At 46.3% G+C, this 19118-nt stretch carries 20 protein-coding genes; 9 read left to right on the top strand and 11 right to left on the bottom strand.

Annotation, left to right across the window (positions count from 1 at the left end; genetic code table 11):
* Window positions 1-53: 53 nt before the first annotated feature.
* On the bottom strand, window positions 54-725 hold the full coding sequence (locus M1E06_RS01280; RefSeq protein ID WP_003186304.1) for a GntR family transcriptional regulator: 672 nt from the start codon (window positions 723-725) through the stop codon (window positions 54-56).
* A 226-nt stretch (window positions 726-951) separates the two neighbouring features.
* Between M1E06_RS01280 and M1E06_RS01285 the strand changes: the two genes are divergently transcribed.
* The 6 genes from M1E06_RS01285 (at window position 952) to licH (ending at window position 7287) form a co-directional block, all read left to right on the top strand.
* Entirely contained in the window at window positions 952-1542 is a 591-nt protein-coding gene (locus M1E06_RS01285; RefSeq protein WP_020453407.1) for a DNA-3-methyladenine glycosylase, read from the top strand.
* Between the two features lie 326 nt (window positions 1543-1868).
* Complete coding sequence (locus M1E06_RS01290; protein ID WP_020453405.1) at window positions 1869-3815, top strand: BglG family transcription antiterminator; 1947 nt, start codon at window positions 1869-1871, stop codon at window positions 3813-3815.
* Between the two features lie 126 nt (window positions 3816-3941).
* Window positions 3942-4247 carry a PTS lichenan transporter subunit IIB gene (licB, locus tag M1E06_RS01295; RefSeq protein ID WP_023856955.1) on the top strand — a complete coding sequence of 102 codons (306 nt, stop codon included), beginning with the start codon at window positions 3942-3944 and terminating at the stop codon, window positions 4245-4247.
* A gap of 14 nt (window positions 4248-4261) precedes the next feature.
* A complete protein-coding gene (celB, locus tag M1E06_RS01300; RefSeq protein WP_020453403.1) occupies window positions 4262-5614 on the top strand; it encodes a PTS cellobiose transporter subunit IIC in 1353 nt (450 codons plus the stop codon).
* A gap of 15 nt (window positions 5615-5629) precedes the next feature.
* A complete protein-coding gene (locus tag M1E06_RS01305; RefSeq protein ID WP_020453402.1) occupies window positions 5630-5959 on the top strand; it encodes a PTS lactose/cellobiose transporter subunit IIA in 330 nt (109 codons plus the stop codon).
* Window positions 5959-7287: a 6-phospho-beta-glucosidase LicH gene (gene licH / locus M1E06_RS01310; RefSeq protein ID WP_020453401.1), complete on the top strand. Its 1329-nt coding sequence runs from the start codon at window positions 5959-5961 to the stop codon at window positions 7285-7287. The genes M1E06_RS01305 and licH overlap by 1 nt, the downstream gene beginning before the upstream one ends.
* A 102-nt stretch (window positions 7288-7389) precedes the next feature.
* Here the strand turns inward: licH and M1E06_RS01315 are convergent, their stop codons facing one another.
* The 8 genes from M1E06_RS01315 to M1E06_RS01350 all read right to left on the bottom strand — a co-directional run bounded on the left by M1E06_RS01315 (window position 7390) and on the right by M1E06_RS01350 (window position 14724).
* Window positions 7390-8652 (bottom strand): MFS transporter, encoded by a 1263-nt coding sequence (locus tag M1E06_RS01315; protein WP_020453400.1) that lies wholly within the window; start codon window positions 8650-8652, stop codon window positions 7390-7392.
* 233 nt (window positions 8653-8885) lie between these two features.
* Entirely contained in the window at window positions 8886-9977 is a 1092-nt protein-coding gene (locus M1E06_RS01320; protein ID WP_020453399.1) for a branched-chain amino acid aminotransferase, read from the bottom strand.
* 171 nt (window positions 9978-10148) lie between these two features.
* Window positions 10149-11318, bottom strand: coding sequence for a D-alanyl-lipoteichoic acid biosynthesis protein DltD (dltD, locus tag M1E06_RS01325; protein WP_025810589.1), 1170 nt, complete (start codon window positions 11316-11318; stop codon window positions 10149-10151).
* On the bottom strand, window positions 11318-11554 hold the full coding sequence (gene dltC, locus M1E06_RS01330) for a D-alanine--poly(phosphoribitol) ligase subunit 2 (protein ID WP_003186284.1): 237 nt from the start codon (window positions 11552-11554) through the stop codon (window positions 11318-11320). Before dltC ends, dltD begins: the two co-directional genes overlap by 1 nt.
* A 15-nt stretch (window positions 11555-11569) precedes the next feature.
* Window positions 11570-12727, bottom strand: a complete 1158-nt coding sequence (gene dltB / locus M1E06_RS01335) for a D-alanyl-lipoteichoic acid biosynthesis protein DltB (RefSeq protein WP_026580295.1) — start codon at window positions 12725-12727, stop codon at window positions 11570-11572.
* Complete coding sequence (gene dltA / locus M1E06_RS01340; RefSeq protein WP_023856958.1) at window positions 12724-14232, bottom strand: D-alanine--poly(phosphoribitol) ligase subunit DltA; 1509 nt, start codon at window positions 14230-14232, stop codon at window positions 12724-12726. The genes dltB and dltA overlap by 4 nt, the downstream gene beginning before the upstream one ends.
* 14 nt (window positions 14233-14246) lie before the next feature.
* Window positions 14247-14396, bottom strand: a complete 150-nt coding sequence (locus tag M1E06_RS01345) for a teichoic acid D-Ala incorporation-associated protein DltX (RefSeq protein ID WP_023856959.1) — start codon at window positions 14394-14396, stop codon at window positions 14247-14249.
* A gap of 244 nt (window positions 14397-14640) precedes the next feature.
* Window positions 14641-14724: a YjcZ family sporulation protein gene (locus tag M1E06_RS01350; RefSeq protein ID WP_016885663.1), complete on the bottom strand. Its 84-nt coding sequence runs from the start codon at window positions 14722-14724 to the stop codon at window positions 14641-14643.
* A 213-nt stretch (window positions 14725-14937) separates the two neighbouring features.
* On the opposite strand from M1E06_RS01350, the gene M1E06_RS01355 reads away from it, so the two are divergent.
* A complete protein-coding gene (locus M1E06_RS01355; RefSeq protein WP_031305127.1) occupies window positions 14938-15576 on the top strand; it encodes a GTP pyrophosphokinase in 639 nt (212 codons plus the stop codon).
* A gap of 111 nt (window positions 15577-15687) precedes the next feature.
* Here the strand turns inward: M1E06_RS01355 and M1E06_RS01360 are convergent, their stop codons facing one another.
* Complete coding sequence (locus M1E06_RS01360) at window positions 15688-15885, bottom strand: hypothetical protein (protein WP_165973178.1); 198 nt, start codon at window positions 15883-15885, stop codon at window positions 15688-15690.
* 133 nt (window positions 15886-16018) lie between these two features.
* Between M1E06_RS01360 and M1E06_RS01365 the strand changes: the two genes are divergently transcribed.
* Window positions 16019-16204 (top strand): hypothetical protein, encoded by a 186-nt coding sequence (locus M1E06_RS01365; protein ID WP_023856963.1) that lies wholly within the window; start codon window positions 16019-16021, stop codon window positions 16202-16204.
* Window positions 16205-17566, top strand: a complete 1362-nt coding sequence (locus M1E06_RS01370) for an MFS transporter (RefSeq protein ID WP_023856964.1) — start codon at window positions 16205-16207, stop codon at window positions 17564-17566.
* A gap of 54 nt (window positions 17567-17620) precedes the next feature.
* On the opposite strand, the gene M1E06_RS01375 is transcribed toward M1E06_RS01370, so the two are convergent.
* A complete protein-coding gene (locus tag M1E06_RS01375) occupies window positions 17621-18970 on the bottom strand; it encodes a M28 family peptidase (RefSeq protein WP_026580293.1) in 1350 nt (449 codons plus the stop codon).
* Window positions 18971-19118 lie beyond the last annotated feature (148 nt).

A 19118-nucleotide genomic window follows, 5' to 3' on the forward strand; every position in this document is an offset into this window, starting at 1 on the left:
TTAACTTTTGTGTCAAAAACGTGCTGTGAGAATGGCATTGGCTGTTCGGCGGATTAGTATGAACGTTCCAGCGTTTCTTCAATGGAACGCAAGCTTCGTTTAATGTGGGAACGCATGGCGGCTTCTGCCAAAACGCTGTTTTTTTCTTTGACGGCATTAAAAATGTCCAAGTGTTCATTGAAAGATACAGACGGTTTGTAGTCAGGATTTTTGTATCCGCTGATTCTGCGATACCGTTCGATCCTGCTTTCAAGCTGATCCAGAAAACGTTTTGCGGTTGCGTTTGTGCTGATGGCGTGCAAGATGGAATGAAATTCTGATCCGTATTTGACCGTATCTGTTTTGCGGCCCTTTACGGCAGCCAGTTTCATCAGTTCGATGCGGTCTTCAAGCTGATGAAGGCTCTCCGGTGTCACCAGCTGTGCGGCTTCGGCAGTGAGCAGTCCTTCAAGCGCTTCCCGAACTTTAAAAACCTCTTTCGCTTCAGCAAGCGAAATCGGGCATACGCGAAGCCGGCCGTTCGGCTGTTTACTGACCAATCCTTCAAGCTCCAGCCGGTAAAGAGCCTGGCGAAGAGGAGTTCTGCTGATGTTTAAACCCTTTGCAAGACTGTCTTCAGCAAGCTGTTCAGAGGGAGGGTATTCAAGTTCGATGATCTTCGTTCTTAATTCATTGTAAGCGTAATCACTTGCAGACTGTCTTTTGACTGGATTTGAAGAGTGCATGAAAAAAGCTTTCGCCTCCTTTTTTCAGAATATAATTATTATTGTATACAATAATACAGATATGTCAATGTCATCCATGAAAGACTGAAAAATAAAATCAATGGGAGATCCTCATCTTAATCAAGGCACCTTCATTTTCTGGCATCCCGTCTGTCGAAAATGGTAAAATATATCACAATCGACAAAGAGGCATTTCGCCTTTGAGCAAAAAGGAGGCCATCCAAAAATGAATCCAGCTCACGAACCTCTCCCGCTCGAATTTTATAGCAAACCAACAATTGAACTCGCTCAATCCCTGTTAGGCTGTCTTCTTGTCAAGGAAACAGAAGAAGGGACTGCTTCAGGATATATTGTGGAGACAGAGGCTTATAGAGGGCCCGGGGACAGAGCGGCGCACAGCTACGGCAACCGCCGGACGAAACGTACTGAAATCATGTTTCATGAAGCCGGCTTGGTCTATACGTACACCATGCACACCCACACACTCATCAATGTTGTAAGCGGAGGAGCCGATGAACCTGAGGCCGTGCTGATCAGAGCGCTTGAACCCCATGAAGGCCTCGCGCTGATGGAGAAGCGAAGGAGCGGAAAGAAACCGCGCGATTGGACGAACGGACCGGGAAAGCTGACAAAAGCGCTTTCCATCACGATGAACGATTACGGCAGACCGCTGACATCGCCGCCGCTTTATATCGCAAAAGGATATGAACCTCAGAACATTTTGTGCGGCCCGCGAATTGGAATTGACAACTCTGGAGAAGCGAGGGAATACCCTTGGCGTTTCTGGATAAAAGAAAACCGCTATGTCTCAAGATAGTTAAAAGGTTTGGCTCCCGTTCAACAGGGAAAACAATAAAAAAACAGGAGGGAGTCAAGCTATGAAAAAAGTGTTTAAAAGCGCCGTCAAATGGGCGCCTGTCATCTATCCGATCGCATGGAAAATCATCAAAAGCCGAAGAGAGAAAAAGAATCTGAAAGCCGGGTAAACCGGCTTTTTTTCTTGGAGAAAGGCCAAATTGACTTGAAAGCGCAGCCATAATAGAATTTACTTAACTATGAGACAAATTTCACAAAAAGAATGAATATACCTGAGTGTATGGGTTTGGTCTCGGTTCAAGTATCTTAGTGGGAGGGTCTTTTTCTATGCTCAATGCTCGGCTTAAGCTTATCCTCGGCGAATTGATAGGAGCAGAATCACCGTTAACCAGCACATATTTGGCCAATGAGCTAAATGTGACCTCTCGGACGATCAGGTCAGATGTGAAAGAATTAGACCGGCTTCTCTCCAAAAACGGCGCTGCCGTTCAATCGATCAGAGGTGCAGGCTATCGGCTCTCCATCAAGAATGACCGCCTCTTTCGCCAGCTTCTGCAGCACACATTTCATGAAGAGCTTTCTACTCCCGTTTTTCCGAATGAGCGTATTCTCTATTTATTAAAAAGGCTTCTCTTAACTGAGGAGTATGTCAAACTTGAAGATTTAGCCGGTGAGATGTTTATCAGCAAATCGACGGTCCAAAACGATATGAGAGATGTGAAGAAAAGGCTTAAACCTTACGACATCGAACTGGAGATCAAACCGAATTACGGCTTTAAGCTGAAGGGAGATGAGATGAAGCTGCGATCCTGCATCGCAGAGCACCTTTTTCCAAAGCGGGAAACGGATATTGATATTATGAACACCCGGATATCCATCCTCCCAAAAGAAGAGCTGGCTATGATCCGTCAGACGATTTTAGAAAAAATAAGCGAAGATCACATTTCTCTTTCAGATATCGGACTAAACAACCTTCTCATTCACGTCGCCATTGCATGCAAACGTATTCGAAGCGGCAAACATGTTTCTCTTTATTCCAAAGATGTAAAGGAGATTATGAATCATAAAGAATATGAAGTGGCGAAGGAGATTGTCCGCACTCTTGAACAAAAGCTGCAAGTGGCATTTCCGGATAAAGAAACGGCCTACATCGCCATCCATCTGCTTGGCGCGAAAAGGACGGTTATGGCCTCCATTCGCAGCGATGCAATCGAAAATATGATGGATGAAGAGACAGACCGGCTGACGAAATTGATCATGAAAGCCATCGATCAAAAATTTACCCTTGGCATTGGGAATGACAAAGAATTAAAAATCGGTCTCGGTCTTCACCTGAAACCGGCTCTGAATCGCTGCAGATACGGCATGAATATCAGAAATCCGATGCTGGACGCAATTAAAGCCAATTATCCCCTCGCATTTGAAGCCGGGATTCAAGCTGGTGAAGTCATCAAAAAAGAGACGGGATTTGACATTCAGGAAAGCGAGGTCGGCTATCTCGCTCTGCATATCGGCGCAGCCATGGAAAGACGAAACATGAACAGGCCCTCAAAACGCTGCATGATTGTCTGCGCGTCAGGAGCCGGAAGCGCCATGCTGCTTCAAGACAGACTGCGGGCTACATTCGGTTCAAAGCTTGAAATCCTTGGAACAGTTGATTACTACAAGCTGAATCAAATGTCTCTCCATGCACTCGATTTTGTCATCAGCACCATACCGCTGTCCGCTGATCTTCCTATTCCGGTGATTCAAGTTAACGCCATATTGGGAGGGGGAGATTTAACGAAAATAGAACAGGTACTTGCTGAAGATGACGGAATCGCTTCGACCTATACGAAAAAACAGCTCGTCTTTTTGCAGGAAAGTCTGTCTTCCCGAGAGGAGGTCCTCCGCTTTCTGTGCGGAAAAGTGATGCAATCAGGGCTTGCAGACGCTGGGCTTGAAGCCTCCGTCTTTGAACGGGAGGCCGTTGCGCCCACTTGCTTCGGTAATCTGGTTGCAATTCCGCATCCGATGGCACCAAAAACCGATTCGACTTTTTGGGCGGTTTGTACGCTGCAAAAACCGATAGTCTGGGAGAATAAGAGGGTTCAATTCGTTTGCCTTCTTTGCGTGGAAAAGGACAATACAGCAAATTTGCAAGAGATGTACAAATTTTTGGGCCGTGTTTTAGATGACAGGGTCATTGTCCGGGAGCTTCTGAAATGCAAAACGTACGGGGAGTTTATGTCCGTCTTCAAAAAAAGCAGGCCGGCTCATCGATATGCAAAATGAAGATGTCCCCTTGTCTTTTTTCCTCTTCACTGAGGAAAATCATTAAGTGTATATGAAAACGGTTTCATTGTATGATGGAACTGTAAAAGAGATCATACACGATACGTAAAAGGGGGACATATGAACATGAATATCTTACTAGCTTGCGCTGCAGGAATGTCAACGAGTCTGCTTGTAACGAAAATGGAAAAAAGTGCAGAGGAACAAGGCAAAGACTATAAAATCTGGGCCGTTTCCGGAGGAGAGGTTCAGAATCATATCGATAAAGCCGACGTATTGCTTCTTGGCCCGCAAGTCCGTTACATGCTCCCGCAATTAAAAAAATTAGGAGTATCGAAAGGTGTACCCGTCGATGTCATCAATACGGTCCATTACGGAACTTGTAATGGGGCAGAAGTGTTAAAATCCGCCGAACAGCTTGCCGGCTCTTAAAGGAGGCGGCACAAGTGAATAAGTTTAATGCGTTTTTAGAGGAGAAGGTCATGCCGGTTGCCGGCAGAATTGCCGCCCAGCGCCATTTGCAGGCACTCAGAGACGGTATTATTCTGACCATGCCATTAATCATTATCGGATCGCTGTTTCTCATCTTAGCCAATTTGCCGATTCCGGGATATCCGGAATTCATGGCGGGGATTTTCGGCGAGCAATGGGCTGATAAATTAAGCTACCCGGTTAATGTCAGCTTTGACATTATGGCGTTGATTGCAACGTTCGGCATCGCCTACCGGCTGGCCGAAAAATACGACATTGATGCTCTGTCATCAGGTGCCATTGCCGTAGCAGCTTTTCTGCTTGCGACCCCCTACCAGATTCCGTTCACACCGGAAGGCGCAACAGAGGAAATTTTAGTGTCGGGCGGCATCCCGATTTCATTAATGGGAAGCAAAGGTCTGTTTGTCGGCATGCTGATCGCGATGTTCTCGACTGAGGTTTACCGCTGGGTCGTTCAAAAGGATATTGTCGTCAAAATGCCGGACGGCGTACCGCCGGCTGTCAGCAAATCATTTATCGCTCTGATTCCGGGATTCGCCGTTATCGGCTCGATTTGGGGGGCGCGCCTTTTAATTGAGATGACGCCGTTTGGAAGCCTCCATAATGTCGTCAACGTACTTTTAGGCACACCTCTATCCATCCTTGGAGGCAGTCTCGGCGGAAGCCTTATAGCCGAAACTGTGAAAATGCTGCTGTGGTCCTGCGGCCTTCACGGAGCAAACATTGTCGGCGGAGTGATGTCGCCGATCTGGTACGGTGCGATGGACGAAAACCGTCTCGCTTTCCAAGCCGGTGAAGCGCTCCCAAACATATTTACGACACAGTTTTTTGAGATTTGGGTTAACATCGGCGGAAGCGGCGCCACTTTGGCTTTGGTCATTACGATGTTTGTTAGAGCGCGAAGCAAACAGATGAAACAGCTCGGCAGATTAGCCATCGGTCCCGCTATTTTTAACATCAACGAACCGATTATTTTCGGCATGCCGATCGTCATGAATCCGATGCTGCTGATTCCGTTCATCGTGTCGCCGCTGTTAATGTTAACGGCAACCTATATTGGAATGAGTACAGGTCTTGTCGCAAAGCCGGCTGGGATTGCGGTGCCGTGGACAATGCCGCCCGGCTTTTCCGGATATTTAGCAACAGGAGGGAAAATTTCCGGAGCGGTCATGCAGTTGATTAATTTGTTGATCTCGTTTGTCGTATACTATCCGTTCTTTAGAATGTGGGATCTACAAAAGCTGAGAGAAGAGAGCGAACTGGAGGCCGGAACGGCCGTAAGCGATGGTCAACAGGCCAGTGTATAGAAAAGGGGTGCCAAGATGTCCGAGGAATTGGAACGAACGATATTTCAAATTATCCTTCACGGAGGAAACGGCAGGAGCTTTTGCATGGAAGCGATAGCCGAAGCCAAAAAGGGAGATTTCGCCGCTGCAAAAGAAAAGATCCGGGCGGCTGACGAAGAACTGATCAAGGCGCATCATTTTCAGACAGCTTTGATTCAAAATGAAGCGAAGGGGGCGAAAACCGAACCCTCACTTCTCATGATTCATGCCCAAGATCATTTAATGAATGCGATGACCATGAAAGATTTGGCCGCGGAGATTGTCGAGCTGTATGAAAAAATGAATGTCCACGGAGGTGTCAATTGATGAAAAAAGGATTGAAAATCGTAACAATTGGCGGAGGTTCTAGTTATACGCCCGAGCTTGTCGAGGGATTAATCAAACGGCATGACCAACTTCCGGTCAGCGAGCTCTGGCTCGTCGATATACCGGAAGGGGAAGAAAAACTCAATATCGTCGGCACGTTGGCGAAGCGAATGGTCGAAAAAGCGGGCGTCCCGATCGAAGTCCATCTGACGCTCGACCGCAGGGAGGCTTTAAAAGACGCTGATTTTGTCACGACGCAATTCCGCGTCGGTTTGCTCGAAGCGAGGGCAAAAGATGAACGAATTCCATTAAAATACGGGGTGATCGGACAGGAAACAAATGGACCGGGCGGTCTTTTCAAGGGGCTCCGCACCATTCCGGTCATCCTTGAGATTGCAAAAGACATCGAAGAACTGTGCCCTGACGCGTGGCTTGTCAACTTTACCAACCCGGCAGGCATGGTGACTGAAGCACTGCTCCGCTACTCTAATTTGAAAAAAGTCGTCGGGCTCTGCAATGTGCCGATCGGCATGAAGATGGGGGTTGCAAAAGCGCTTGATGTTGATGAAAGCCGCATAAACATTCAATTTGCCGGATTAAATCATATGGTGTTCGGACTCGACGTTTTCCTGGACGGCGTCAGCGTCAAAGACAAAGTGATCGAAGCGATGGCAGATCCCGAAAATGCGATGACGATGAAAAACATTTCCGGAGAATCGTGGGAACCTGACTTTATCCGGGGGCTCGGCCTGATTCCGTGCGGCTACCACCGCTACTACTACAAAACGCAGGAGATGCTTGAACATGAACTGGAGGCTTCAAAAACGGAAGGGACGCGTGCAGAGGTCGTTCAGCAAGTTGAAAAGGAATTGTTTGAGCTGTATAAAGATCCGGAGCTGGCGATCAAACCGCCCCAGCTTGAAAAGCGCGGCGGCGCATATTACAGTGATGCCGCCTGCAATTTGATCAGCTCGATTTATAATGACAAGCACGATATTCAGCCTGTCAACACGATGAATAACGGAGCGATCGCAAGCATTCCGGATGACTCCGCAGTGGAAGTCAACTGTGTCATGACGAAAAACGGGCCGAAACCGATCGCGGTCGGAGATTTGCCTGTCACCGTGAGGGGCCTTGTCCAGCAAATCAAATCATTCGAACGCGTTGCGGCTGAAGCGGCTGTTACAGGTGATTACAACACCGCGCTTGTCGCCATGACAATCAACCCGCTCGTTCCGTCCGACAAGATTGCGAAACAAATACTGGACGAAATGCTTGAAGCGCATAAAGAGCATCTTCCGCAGTTTTTTAGATCTGTAGAAGCATAGGAATAAAATTGAGGTTCCGGTGTGTCAGCCGGAACCTTTTAATAGATATAGGCGCCGCCGTGTCCGAATGGCCCGGCGAAACAGCGGCCGTCCCATTCATGCCTACATATTTGCGCTTGCTTCTTTTTCTTTGACCAGATCTGACTGCCGGGCTTTGGCAAGCTGAGTGAATATGAGGATGCCGATGCCCGCAATGATTTCGATGAAGCCGCCGATTGCGATCACGCTTCCCGCGCCAAGCGTTTTTGCGGCATACCCGCAGGCAATTGCTCCTAAAGGAAGCGATAGATTTGTGATCATATGGATGACTGCGAACACTTGAGGCTGGTCATCCCCTTCGACAGATGTCTGGATAATCGTGAATTCGGGGACATTGATCGAACTGATGGCTGCTCCGAATGCAAAGGCTGCGAGAAATACGAGCGGCAGGAAAGTATTCAGTCCAGCGATAAAATAAGCCGCACCTTCAAGAATGCCTGCCGTGATGAAAAGGAGTCCGTACCTGTTGATTTTTACTTTTGCAAGGATAAAACCAAGTAAAAATGCTCCTCCTGCCGTCGTAGCCTTCAGCAGCGAGTGGATGAACGGCGTTCCGTTTAAATCCTCTGCAACATATACCGCAGAAAGGGCTTCCCAGGGTGAAGCCGCCAGGTTCATGAAGATGCAGTAAATCGCCAACGGATATAATATTTTGTGGTTTTTCACCAATGTAAATCCTCTTTTTAATCTCGCAAAATATGTACCTCTTTGAGCAAGAGACTTAGATTGTGATTGATTCCGGATGATGGTGTATTTGATGCAAAGCACGAATAGGCCCGATATGATATAAAAGATAAATGAAAAGACCAAAGTCGTTGCAGGACCGATAAAAGTCAGCAGCACACCGCACAATGTAACGGCTCCCAGCCTGATGATTTCTGAAGAAGACTGGAGAATCGCGTTGGCTTTTTGGATGAGATTTTCGTTCACGATCTGCGGAATCAGCGTAATCGACGCCGGGTTATAAGTCGCACCAGTTGCCGAATGGATGATCATGAGCCCTAAAACAAACCACATCGGTGAAAAGCCGTTTAAGTAGCAAATCGGTATTGTAATGACGACGGCTGCTCTTGTTAAATCCGAAAAATACATCCAGAATTTCAGGGCGCTTCTTTTGACTAAAGGCCCTGTAACCGGCGCCAAAAAGGCTTCGGGGAGGAAAGTGACGGCAAGAAGCAGGGAGGTGCCGATTGCACCTTTTCCGTCAAAAATTAAGAACCATAAAATAGAGTTGAAGGCAAAACAGTCAGCCGAGATTTTGATTAGCCTGGAGATGAAAAGGAACGTGTAATTCTTTTCCCAGACGCTCAATTTTGTTTGATCCATTGTTCAGCGTCCTTTCTTGATTTGCATGTTACATGAGAACGGATAATCTCTCCTTTCCGGTGTGGTTATTGATAATTTTAACATAAAATATATAAAATGGAATCGTTTTGTGCGGGGGATTGACTAGGCGGAATGAAAAAGAGGGGCGAGCGGTGTGGAAACAGAGCCTGCCGCCGGTACATTTCGCGATAAGGGTGCAAGCCCTCTTTTTTGCAAAAGAGAGCTTAAACCGCTTAGCAGGATTGGCTGACTTTATCAACTTCAACTGTCCAGCCGAATGTGTCAGGCAAAGCGCCTTTTTGAATACCGGTGATCGTTTGGTAGAGCCTTTTGGCGATTTCGCCTGTTTGTCCGCTGTTGATCACAAGGCTTTCGTTTTTCCAGATCAGCTCGCCGACCGGGGAAATGACAGCGGCGGTTCCGGTGCCGAACGCTTCTTCAAGCAGACCATCTTTGTGAGCCTGAACCAGTTCATCAACTGAAATTTTCCTTTCGGTTACGGAAAGTCCCCATTGTTTTAATAGATGAATGACGGAATTTCTCGTAATGCCTTCCAAAATACTTCCGTTTAGAGCCGGAGTGACAATTTCACCGCTGATTTTGAAGAAGATGTTCATGCTGCCTACTTCTTCAATGTATTTCTTTTCTACTCCGTCAAGCCAAAGTACTTGCGAGAAGCCTTTGCTTTCCGCCACTTCCTGAGCCTTCAGGCTCGCCGCGTAGTTGCCGGCCGTTTTCGCATTGCCTGTACCGCCTGCCACAGCACGGACAAATTCGCTTTCAACGGCAATTTTCACAGGGTGGATGCCTTCTTTGTAATAAGATCCAACCGGCGATAAAATGATCAGCATTTTATACATATTGGACGGAGCGACGCCGAGGTACGGTTCCGTTGAAATAATGAACGGACGGATATAAAGGGATGTCCCCTCAGCTTGAGGAATCCACTCTTTGTCGATCTGAACCAGCTGCTTCAGCCCTTCCAGAACGGTGTCAGGATCAACCCGCGGAATGCAGAGGCGGTCGTTGGATTTATTGAGCCTCTCGACGTTTTTTTCAGGTCTGAACAGAAGAACACTGCCTTCGCTTGATAAGTAAGCTTTTAACCCTTCAAAAACGGACTGCCCGTAGTGGTAAACCATTGCAGCCGGGTCCATTTCAATCGGCTGATAAGGAACGATTCTCGGATCGTGCCAGCCGTTTTCAGCCGTATAGTCCATGATAAACATGTGGTCGGTAAAGGTCCGGCCGAATTCGAGCCGGTCAGCCTCTGGCTTTTGCTTTTTTGCTGTACTGAGCTGTACGCTGATCGTTTGTTTTGTCATATTCATTCTCCCTGCCGTTTCTAGTCTTTTTCCAAAAAATATTTATCTTCTATTTTAAACCTTCTCTTGATAATCGCAATAGATTTCAGAGAAATTTGTAAAATAGAATTTTTGGAAACTTTAAAAATTTAAATCGGACAAAAAAAGGACTCCCCATGGGGGAATCCTTTTTTATGATGACTTTTTATAAAAGGATTCGATCTCCTGATCGACGTAAACCCAGCCTTTCCAGCCAAGGTGGAGCGTATCTTTCAAGAAGTATGGATCATATTCATGATTCGTTAAATCAGCAACTTGAAAGCCTTCTTGTTCGATTTCTTTTTTAATCTTTTTATAGAAATCTGTCCGGCCTTTTTTAGGGAAGCCGGTATAGTCGTAAAACTTGCCGTGGACCGGAACCGAGATGAACAGCGGTTCTGCGCCGGATTCTTTCAGAACATCCATCATGAGATGGAAATCGTGGAACTCGACTGACTCGGCATAGTTCATCTTTTTATTGTGGCCTTTAAGCTTTTTCAGCTTCGGCTTCAATTTCTTATAAACGCCGTTTGAAATTTTAAACTCATTGTTGCGGGATTCTTTGGCGCCGACCTTTTCGGCCATCTGCTTTAATTCATCCCACGATTTGTTTTTTACATCCTGGGAAATGGTCCGCTTCGGTCCGTTTCCTTCAACCATGGAATAGTAGATGTCCTTTTTCTCCAGAATGCTCCGGTAAGCTTTTGCCGGCGGCGTCAGAAGGGACAGCGCCACTTTGTCCTGATCGAGCTCGGCTTTAAAAAGGGCTGAAAGCAGAGCGTCGTTTGTAACTGCATGAAATTTAAGCATGCGTTTGATGATTTTTTTCTTCAGCTCGGGATCGACATTTTGATTGAACACAAGATCGTATGCCTGCAAAGCCGAGAAGTTCGGCGCAAAGTGGGATTCGTCCGAGCCGTCTTTTTGAAACCACTGCGGAGAAATAATGAAAACGATTTTCTTGCCCTTTAATTGACCAGACTGCGCCGCAAAGTTGATTGCATGAATCAAGGACTGTGAACCGCCTTTCCCGACCAGGTAAGGCGTGAACCCTTGGTTGTTTACTTTAAAATAGTTAGACGGATGAAAGGCATCTAACCGGGACAATTCCGATGATCCGTAAATCGGCAGATATTTCGGATCTTCAAGCGCTTTGCCTTGAAGATACATACCCTGGAACATCATCGGGTTTATTTCTGTAGCTGAAGTTTCGACACGATCTTTAGGAACCAGTTTTGCCAGCCATGCATTTGGAATCAAGATCGCGGTGAAAAAAAGTAAAAATGCCAAGATGATTGGCCCGAATAAAAAACGCTTTTTCATTATCTCAACTCATTCAGCTGCTTTATGATTTGATTTGGCGTGTTCCATGCATCCCGGTCAAACTCTGTAATCGGCACTGTGATGTTAAAGTGGCTTTCGAATGCAAGCAGCAATTCCACCGTGCCGAAGGAATCGAGGATTCCCTCTTCAAAAATATCAATATCCGGATTTTCCTTTACGATATCGTCCTGACATACCTCTGCTAAAACTGAAAGTACTTCTTGATTAAAATCCATTATGAAAATCTCCTTTTAGTGTATTAGTTTCCCTGAGAAAATTAAAAATCCAAAACATACGAAGTGGAAGGTCACCACGACTGAGACGGCTGTCGTCCACTTATTGTTCGGCCACCACTTGTATTTCTTATTCCATTTTTCAAAGAAGTTAAAGCCGACCATGAGCAGCGCGTGATACAGCCCGTAGACGATGTACTGAGGGGCAAGGCCGTGCCAGACACCCATCAGAAGGAACAGCAGCACATATCCGATATTGGAAACAGCCATCCGGTTTGTGATCCATTTTTTCTTCGTCATCCAAAGGACAAAGCGCATGAACACGTAGTCTCTGAACCAGAATGAAAGCGACATATGCCAGCGGTTCCAGAAATCTTTAATATTGCGGCTGATGAACGGCTTATTAAAGTTTTCAGGGGATTTGATTCCCATGATATAGCTGACGCCGACCGCAAAAGCAGTGTAGCCGGCAAAATCAAAAAACAGATAAAGGCTGTACGCATACATGTATGCCAAGCCATGCGAGATGCTGCCGGAAGTCAAAAACGGCAGTTTCATAATGACATACGTATTAATACAATAGCCGATAATGAATTTATATAAAAAGCCGAGAAAGATTTTATTGATTCCTTTGTAAAGCAGTTCTTCGTATTGCTCCTTCGTCCATACCGTCTGATCGTCTTTTTCAAAACGGCGGTACCTGTCGATCGGACCTGACGAGATGGTCGGGAAAAAGAGAATAAAGTAAAGCAGTCTGCTGATTGGGAGCTGCTTTTTAATGAGACCGTCGCGGGTTTCAATGATGAGCTGAACCCCTTTAAAAGTTAAATACGAGATACCGAGAAATGTTGCCCAGTTGTCAACGGCGAAAAACGGCAGCAGCTTTGACAGTGCCAGAGGCAGGATAGAAGCTGCTGCAGCGAGACAAAATACGATGCCGCTGTTCGCTTTGAGACGGTAAGCGATATAGCCTTTGATCAGAACCATCTGCCAAAGCGTAAACAGGCACAGCATGATCAGCCCGTGCAGGCTGTTTGAAAAAATAAGCGCCAGAATCAGAACGGAAACAGCCATGTTATATAAGCGGAAGCTTTTTCCGTTCAGTCCGAGAATGATGGTCGGCGCCAGTAAAATTCCTAATATGATGAAGAAAAGAAATGAACCATAGGGTGTCATACGGTTACCTCTTCTTTTAATCTCTTGCGGTCAATTTTACCGTTTGCTGTCATCGGAATCTCTTTTTGATACATGAATTTTCTCGGAATCATATATGCAGGCAGCTTGCTGCCCAAATCTTTCTTAATCGCGCTGGTTAACTGGTATTCCTTTTCGAAATCGTGTTCGGCAGGCACGATCATGGCGATCAGATACTCGATTTTCTCCTCGCGGTAGTATGGAATAACGACCGCCGACTGCACGTATCGGGACTGATTGATTTGGTATTCGATCTCTTCAAGCTCAATCCGGTAGCCATGCAGTTTGATTTGGAAATCGAGTCTTCCGAGGAAGAACAGCTGGCCGTTTTCTTTGTACCCTGCGTCACCGGTGCGATAAGCAGGGGCGCCGTTGTAAGAGAAAAACGCTTTTTCCGTCAGCGCTTTTTCGCCTAAATAGCCTTTGCTGACGCTGGCTCCGGTAATAATGATCTCGCCTTTTTCCCCTTCTTGGACGGCTTTTCCGTCTTCATCGATGATCACGATCTCGGTTTCCGGCTTTTCAGAACCGACGGGAAGAGAAGAATACTTGTTTAATACGTCGTCTGTTACTTCGATGGAAGTGACGGCAACAGTCGCTTCGGTCGGGCCGTATGTGTTAAAAACACGAGCCTTCGGAAATCTCTCTTTAAGTTGTCTGGCGACTGACGCGGGAAGCGTTTCTCCGCAGAACATAAACAAGCTCAGTTCAGGAAGCAGCTCTTCAGAATAAGACGGATCCATCAAGCACATTTGTGCGAATGAAGGCGTTGATGTCCAGACGTTGACGTTGGATTGTTTCAGCGCTTCAAACAACAGTTTCGGCCGGTTAATCATATCTTTCGTAACCGTCCATAATGTGCCTCCGGACTGCAGGCACGGATAAAGGTCCATCACCGATAAATCAAAGGAAAACGGGGCTTGATTTAAGAACACTTGGCCGCTTTCCACCGGAAAGTCATTCGTGATCCAATCTGTGAAGCTCTGAAGATTAGCGGCTGAGATTTGCACGCCTTTTGGATTTCCCGTGCTTCCGGATGTGTAGATAATGTAAAAGGTATCTTCACCGTGAACCCAGCGTCCGGGATCTGTCTCCGGCACCCCGTCTCCTTCAAGAACGCCCGGTTCCACAACGGAAATGAGGGCATCTCCCGTGTCAACCGAAGTGCCTGAGTTATTGAGTATAAGCTCGGCTTTTGAGCTGTTGATGATTTTCAGAATCCGGTCTGCCGGAATCGATACGTCAACTGGAATGTACGGATGGCCGGCTTTCACGCAAGCCAGGAAAGAAACCGCCATGACCGGTTTCATATGTCCGTAGACAATGATCGGAGAAGCCTCTGTTAATGCTTCGCTTTGAATCCGCGCGGCAAGGCGCTCAGATTGTGACCAAAGCTCTCCGTATGTCAGCTTTTCTTCTTCATTCACAAAAGCAAGGGTATCGGGTTGTGTTTGCGCGTATTTTTTAATAGTTTCTATCAGTTTCATTGTTTTTTTCTCCATTAAAAGTCATTATAAATATATGAACCTGTATTTGCTGTGTGGAATCCGTAAATTAAAAACAGCAGTACGAGAATAAGAAAGTAATAGGAAGTGTTGAGCAGCCACTTCATTGTTGTTTTTTCATACAACATTTTTAGCTTATTTAACATTGATCTTTTCCTTTCCGTTATTGAATTGCCTTAACAACAGTATAAGACGAAAATGTTGTATAAAAGTTTCATTTGTGGGAGAGTTTTATTTCTGAGCGTTGTCAGCTCAGAGCCTATCCTATTATAAACATTTTTTGTTATTGTGGAAATAACTTCTTTTTAAATCACAAAAAAAACAGGCTCATATGAAAAGCGGAGCGCTTTTCGATATGAACCTGCAGTTTGTCGGAAGTGCGTGAAGGAATTAATACTTTACAAAAGCGGAACCCACAATGATCAGCAAAATAAATAATACAACGATCAAAGCGAAGCTATTAGAGTATGACATATTCTCACCTCCGAAAAGTGGTAATACAGAATATGAATGTTTTATGACTTTTGAAAGGGAAATAAATTTATAAAAGTGGAAAATGATCAACCAGACCACTTTTTGATCTTGCGATTTAAGTCGAAACTTTACCGTGGATGTGCCCGTCTACTAACTGAAAAAACGATATGATGTCATAAGGAGAAAAATATAATGGATATGGCGATAGATAAGATGATAGGACTGCCTGAAGCCCAGATAGAAGATTTAAGAAACCTGATGGAGGACTGGAAGAACGAACTCCTTGTCTATAAATTTGCCTTGGATCAAATGGATACGAAATTTTCGATTATCAGCCAGGAATATAATTTAATCCATGGCCATAACCCGATTGAGCATACGAAATCAAGGGTAAAAAGCTTTGAAAGCCTGATCAACAAGCTTGTGCGGAAGGGCTGCGATATTACCACAAAGGCCGCTAAGGAGCACATCAATGATATCGCAGGTCTCAGAATCGTCTGCTCGTTTTTATCCGATATTTACAATATGGTTGAAGTGCTGAAGGAACACGAAGACATCAAGATTTTAAACATGAAAGACTACATTAAAAATCCGAAGCCGAACGGATACAGGAGCCTCCATCTGATTGTAGAAGTGCCTGTTTACTTGACCAACCGCGTCGAGCACGCCAAGGTGGAGATTCAAATCAGGACGATCGCGATGGATTTCTGGGCGAGCCTCGAACATAAAATCTACTACAAATTGAACAATGAAGTGCCGAACCAGCTCACGGATGAGCTGAAAGAAGCGGCTGACATCGCGAACTATCTGGATGAAAAGATGCTTCATATTCGAACAAAAGCGGATCAATAAAAAGCAGCCGGGCATTTTTTAGCCCGGCTGCTATTTTTTTTTGCCGCTTGACCCGAAGTTGTCAATCCTTGAATATCAACCTCATATGTAATATCGGATTCGGTGAAAATCTCATCCCATTTCCCTTCCGCTTTTTCGATTCCAGAATTTCAAGACGTCCGTCCGGTATTCGCCCTGCAGTTTGCCGAGCGCGCTCTTCATCCACACTTTCACCTGATCTCCGGCAAGACGCTCGACTTCTTTCCGCTTTTTGTTTTGGAAATCATGGCCCGGCGATGCCTTCGCGCTCTTCTTTTGTGAACTTTTCACTATGCCAGCTTCGTCAAATATGTTTTTCAACTAAAAGAAAAGAGGAAGAACGCTCCTTTGTATCAAAGGTTATGACTGTCATGAATCGAAAAAAGAAAACAAGAAAATGATAAGAGCACGAGGAGGTCTAAAAATGAAATCGGATATTGAAAAACTTGCGGAATGCGGTTTGCAAAACGGAGCGGCAGCGATGATGAACCGGGAGTCGCAACGGCTTGATGCTGCTTTATACGGGACCGTCGGCAATGCTTTCGACCGTGATGCGGGTGCGGAAGGTAAAGCGGACGGAGCTGGCGAAAGGCTGCTTTACCCTAAGTAAATGGCCGGATTGAAAAAGAACCGCGCCCTGTTTTTAACAGCCGTTGCATCAGGGACGATGCTGAATCCGCTCAATTCTTCAATGATTTCTTTGGCGCTGCACAGCATCCAGCATGAGTTTCATCTTTCATTTGCAACCGTATCGTGGCTGATTTCATCTTTTTATTTAGCCAGTGCGGTCGCGCAGCCTGTCACGGGAAAAATCGGCGATTTAATCGGTCGGAAAAAGATGTTTTTGTCAGGGCTTGTTCTCGTTGCCGTATCGGCAATCGGCGCTCCTCTCGCACCGGCTTTTTCCGTCTTGCTGATCATGCGTTTGTTTCAATCGATTGGGAGCGGCGCCATTTATCCTTCGGGAGTGGGCCTGATCAGAAGCCACATTCATGAAAAGCGGGCGTCAGCACTAAGTGTGCTGTCCATTTTTTCTTCGGCTATGACCGCTTTTGGACCGACTGTGGGGGGATTTTTAATCGTTCTCGGGGGATGGCCCGCCATTTTCCTTGTGAACTTTCCATTTATTTTGTTCAGCTTTTTGCTGGGGATGTACATGTTTCCGAAAGATGAGAAAAAAGCCGGCTTAAATGTCCGCGCCGTCATCAAGCGGCTTGATCTGACCGGGATTCTTCTGTTTGCGGGCGGAATCGTTCTCCTGCTGGCATTCCTGCTCTCATTGAGCACGGGCGAGCCCCGTTTTGCCGAGGGGATGTTCGGGCTTGTCTTGCTTTTGATGTTTGTTTGGTGGGAGCTGAGAGTGAGCAGCCCGTTTATTGATATCAGACTGTTGATCGCGCGCAGGACGCTAACTTCGGTCTATGCTCAATTTATTATGCTGAACATCTTTAACTACTGTTTGTTTTTTGGACTTCCGAGTTATTTTCAGGATGAAATGCACCTTTCCGTTCAAGCGAGCGGTCTTTTGATGCTGTTCATGTCCGGGACGAGCGTATTGATTTCACCTTTCGTCGGGAGATGGATTGACCGTTCAGGTGAAACGCAGCCTGTTTTCATTGGTTCTTGCATAATGGCGGCCGGCGCCATCCTGCTTACATTGTTTTTTGTCGATGCACCGATGTTGTGGAAAGGCATTATCCTCTCTTTGCTGGGGGTCAGCTACGGACTCGGCAATGTCGCCCTGCAGGCTGCCATGTTTACGGCAAGTCCGCCGGACATCGTCGGGACCACTTCGGGGCTCTTCCAAACATGCCGCTATCTTGGCTCGATCTTTTCGTCCGTCATTCTGGGTCTGTTGTTTGGAGAAGAAATAACCGCGGGTCATTTTCAGGATCTGGGGGTGGTCATGATTGTGGTTGCCATCGGCAGCGTTTTGATGAGCTTCCGGTTTATTAAGCTGATGAAGGATTGAAAAGAAGCGGTATAAAAAAAAGAGCAGATCAATTCGATCTGCTCCTTTTTAATATTATTGGGCGACTGAGCTGTAAGACGGTTTTCTGTTTTCTTTTTTGCTCAGGTTATACACGGCTGTTCCCGAGATTTGACCGGCTGTTTTCAGCCTGTCTTTGCTGATGTGTTCAATCGTGTCGTAAGGAGTGTGGTACCAAGGCTCCAATGCACCTGTTCCCGGCTCTCTCCAAATGAAGTTGGCCGAGTCGATGCCGGCTTCATGGAATGGGACATGGTCGGATGAACCGCCTTGATGTAAAAATAATACGTCTTTCCCAAGGCTTAAAGAAGCGGCTTTACTTAGCTCCCAGACGAGGTTTGCCGAACCGTCGGGTGTATTGATGTACAGCTGTGAAGCATTTTCCCAGCTTGTCGCCACCATATCTAAGTTAAAGTTGGCAACGCTCTGTTTGACTTCCCGCTCTGACAAGGTGCTGACATAATGGCGCGATCCGAGGAGACCGATTTCTTCGGCACCGAATGTAATAAAGCGAATTTCTTTGTCGGCTGGAACCGTCTTCATGATCCGGGCCAGTTCAAGGACGACTGAAGTGCCGGAGGCATTGTCATTGGCTCCGGGAGCATAAGGGACGCTGTCATAATGCGAAGTCACATACACGATGTCCGGATTTTTGACACCTTTTGCTTTGCGGACGCCGATCACGTTTTGCGATGTTTGATTTTTATGAGCCTTCAGCTTCAAGATCGCTTCTTGTTCAGAAAGCAGCTTTTCTCCGTCTTCCTTTTTGACGCCGACTACCGGAACATCGACTTTATTACCGCTGAGATTCGGAGTCAGAGGGACGAGACCGTCGACGTTATTATAAATGATCACTCCGCTTGCGCCTGCGTCAGCAGCGTTTTTTGCTTTTTCATAGAATGTCAGCTCGCCTCTTAAAATGACGGCGATTTTGCCTCTCGCTTCCTCGGTGAAGTCGCCGGGCAGGCCGAGGCCGGCATCATAGAGAGGAGCTGCCAGGCCTTCTGCTGCTGTCGGGGCGGAACCGGCGGCAGGCCGCGAAGGCACGTTATTTCCCTGAACGGTAAGCGTTCCTTCCAGCCGATCAGGTATGCTGAAGGTTTGTGTGGTCACTTTCAGATTTGATTTTTTCATCTGTGAGGCGATGAAAGCGGCGCTCTTTTTTTCTTCCGCCGTGCCTGTCACACGCGGTCCGATTGTTTCGCTTAAATGGTAAATCGTTTGATAGGCGCGATTTTCGTTGAATTTTTTGCTGAATTTTTCGACATCTTTTGCGATGGCTGTTTCCTGAGGCGCCGCTTGAACAGCATTTCCCGTTCCATCGGCGAACACGCCGCCTGCTATTACGGATAGCGCCAATCCGATCATCATCATTTTTCTCTTCATACATAAACCTCCTTGATGGTCTTGTTTTCCTGAGAAGAGATATTCGCAGCTGAGCGGGTGAATCCTGCATGCATCTGATAAATGATTCGATAGACCAGTAATTTGAAGTTTGATAAAAAAGTTTTTTTGTTTAATAGGATGGTTGACG

The sequence above is a fragment of the Bacillus sp. AK124 genome, from assembly GCF_053903085.1.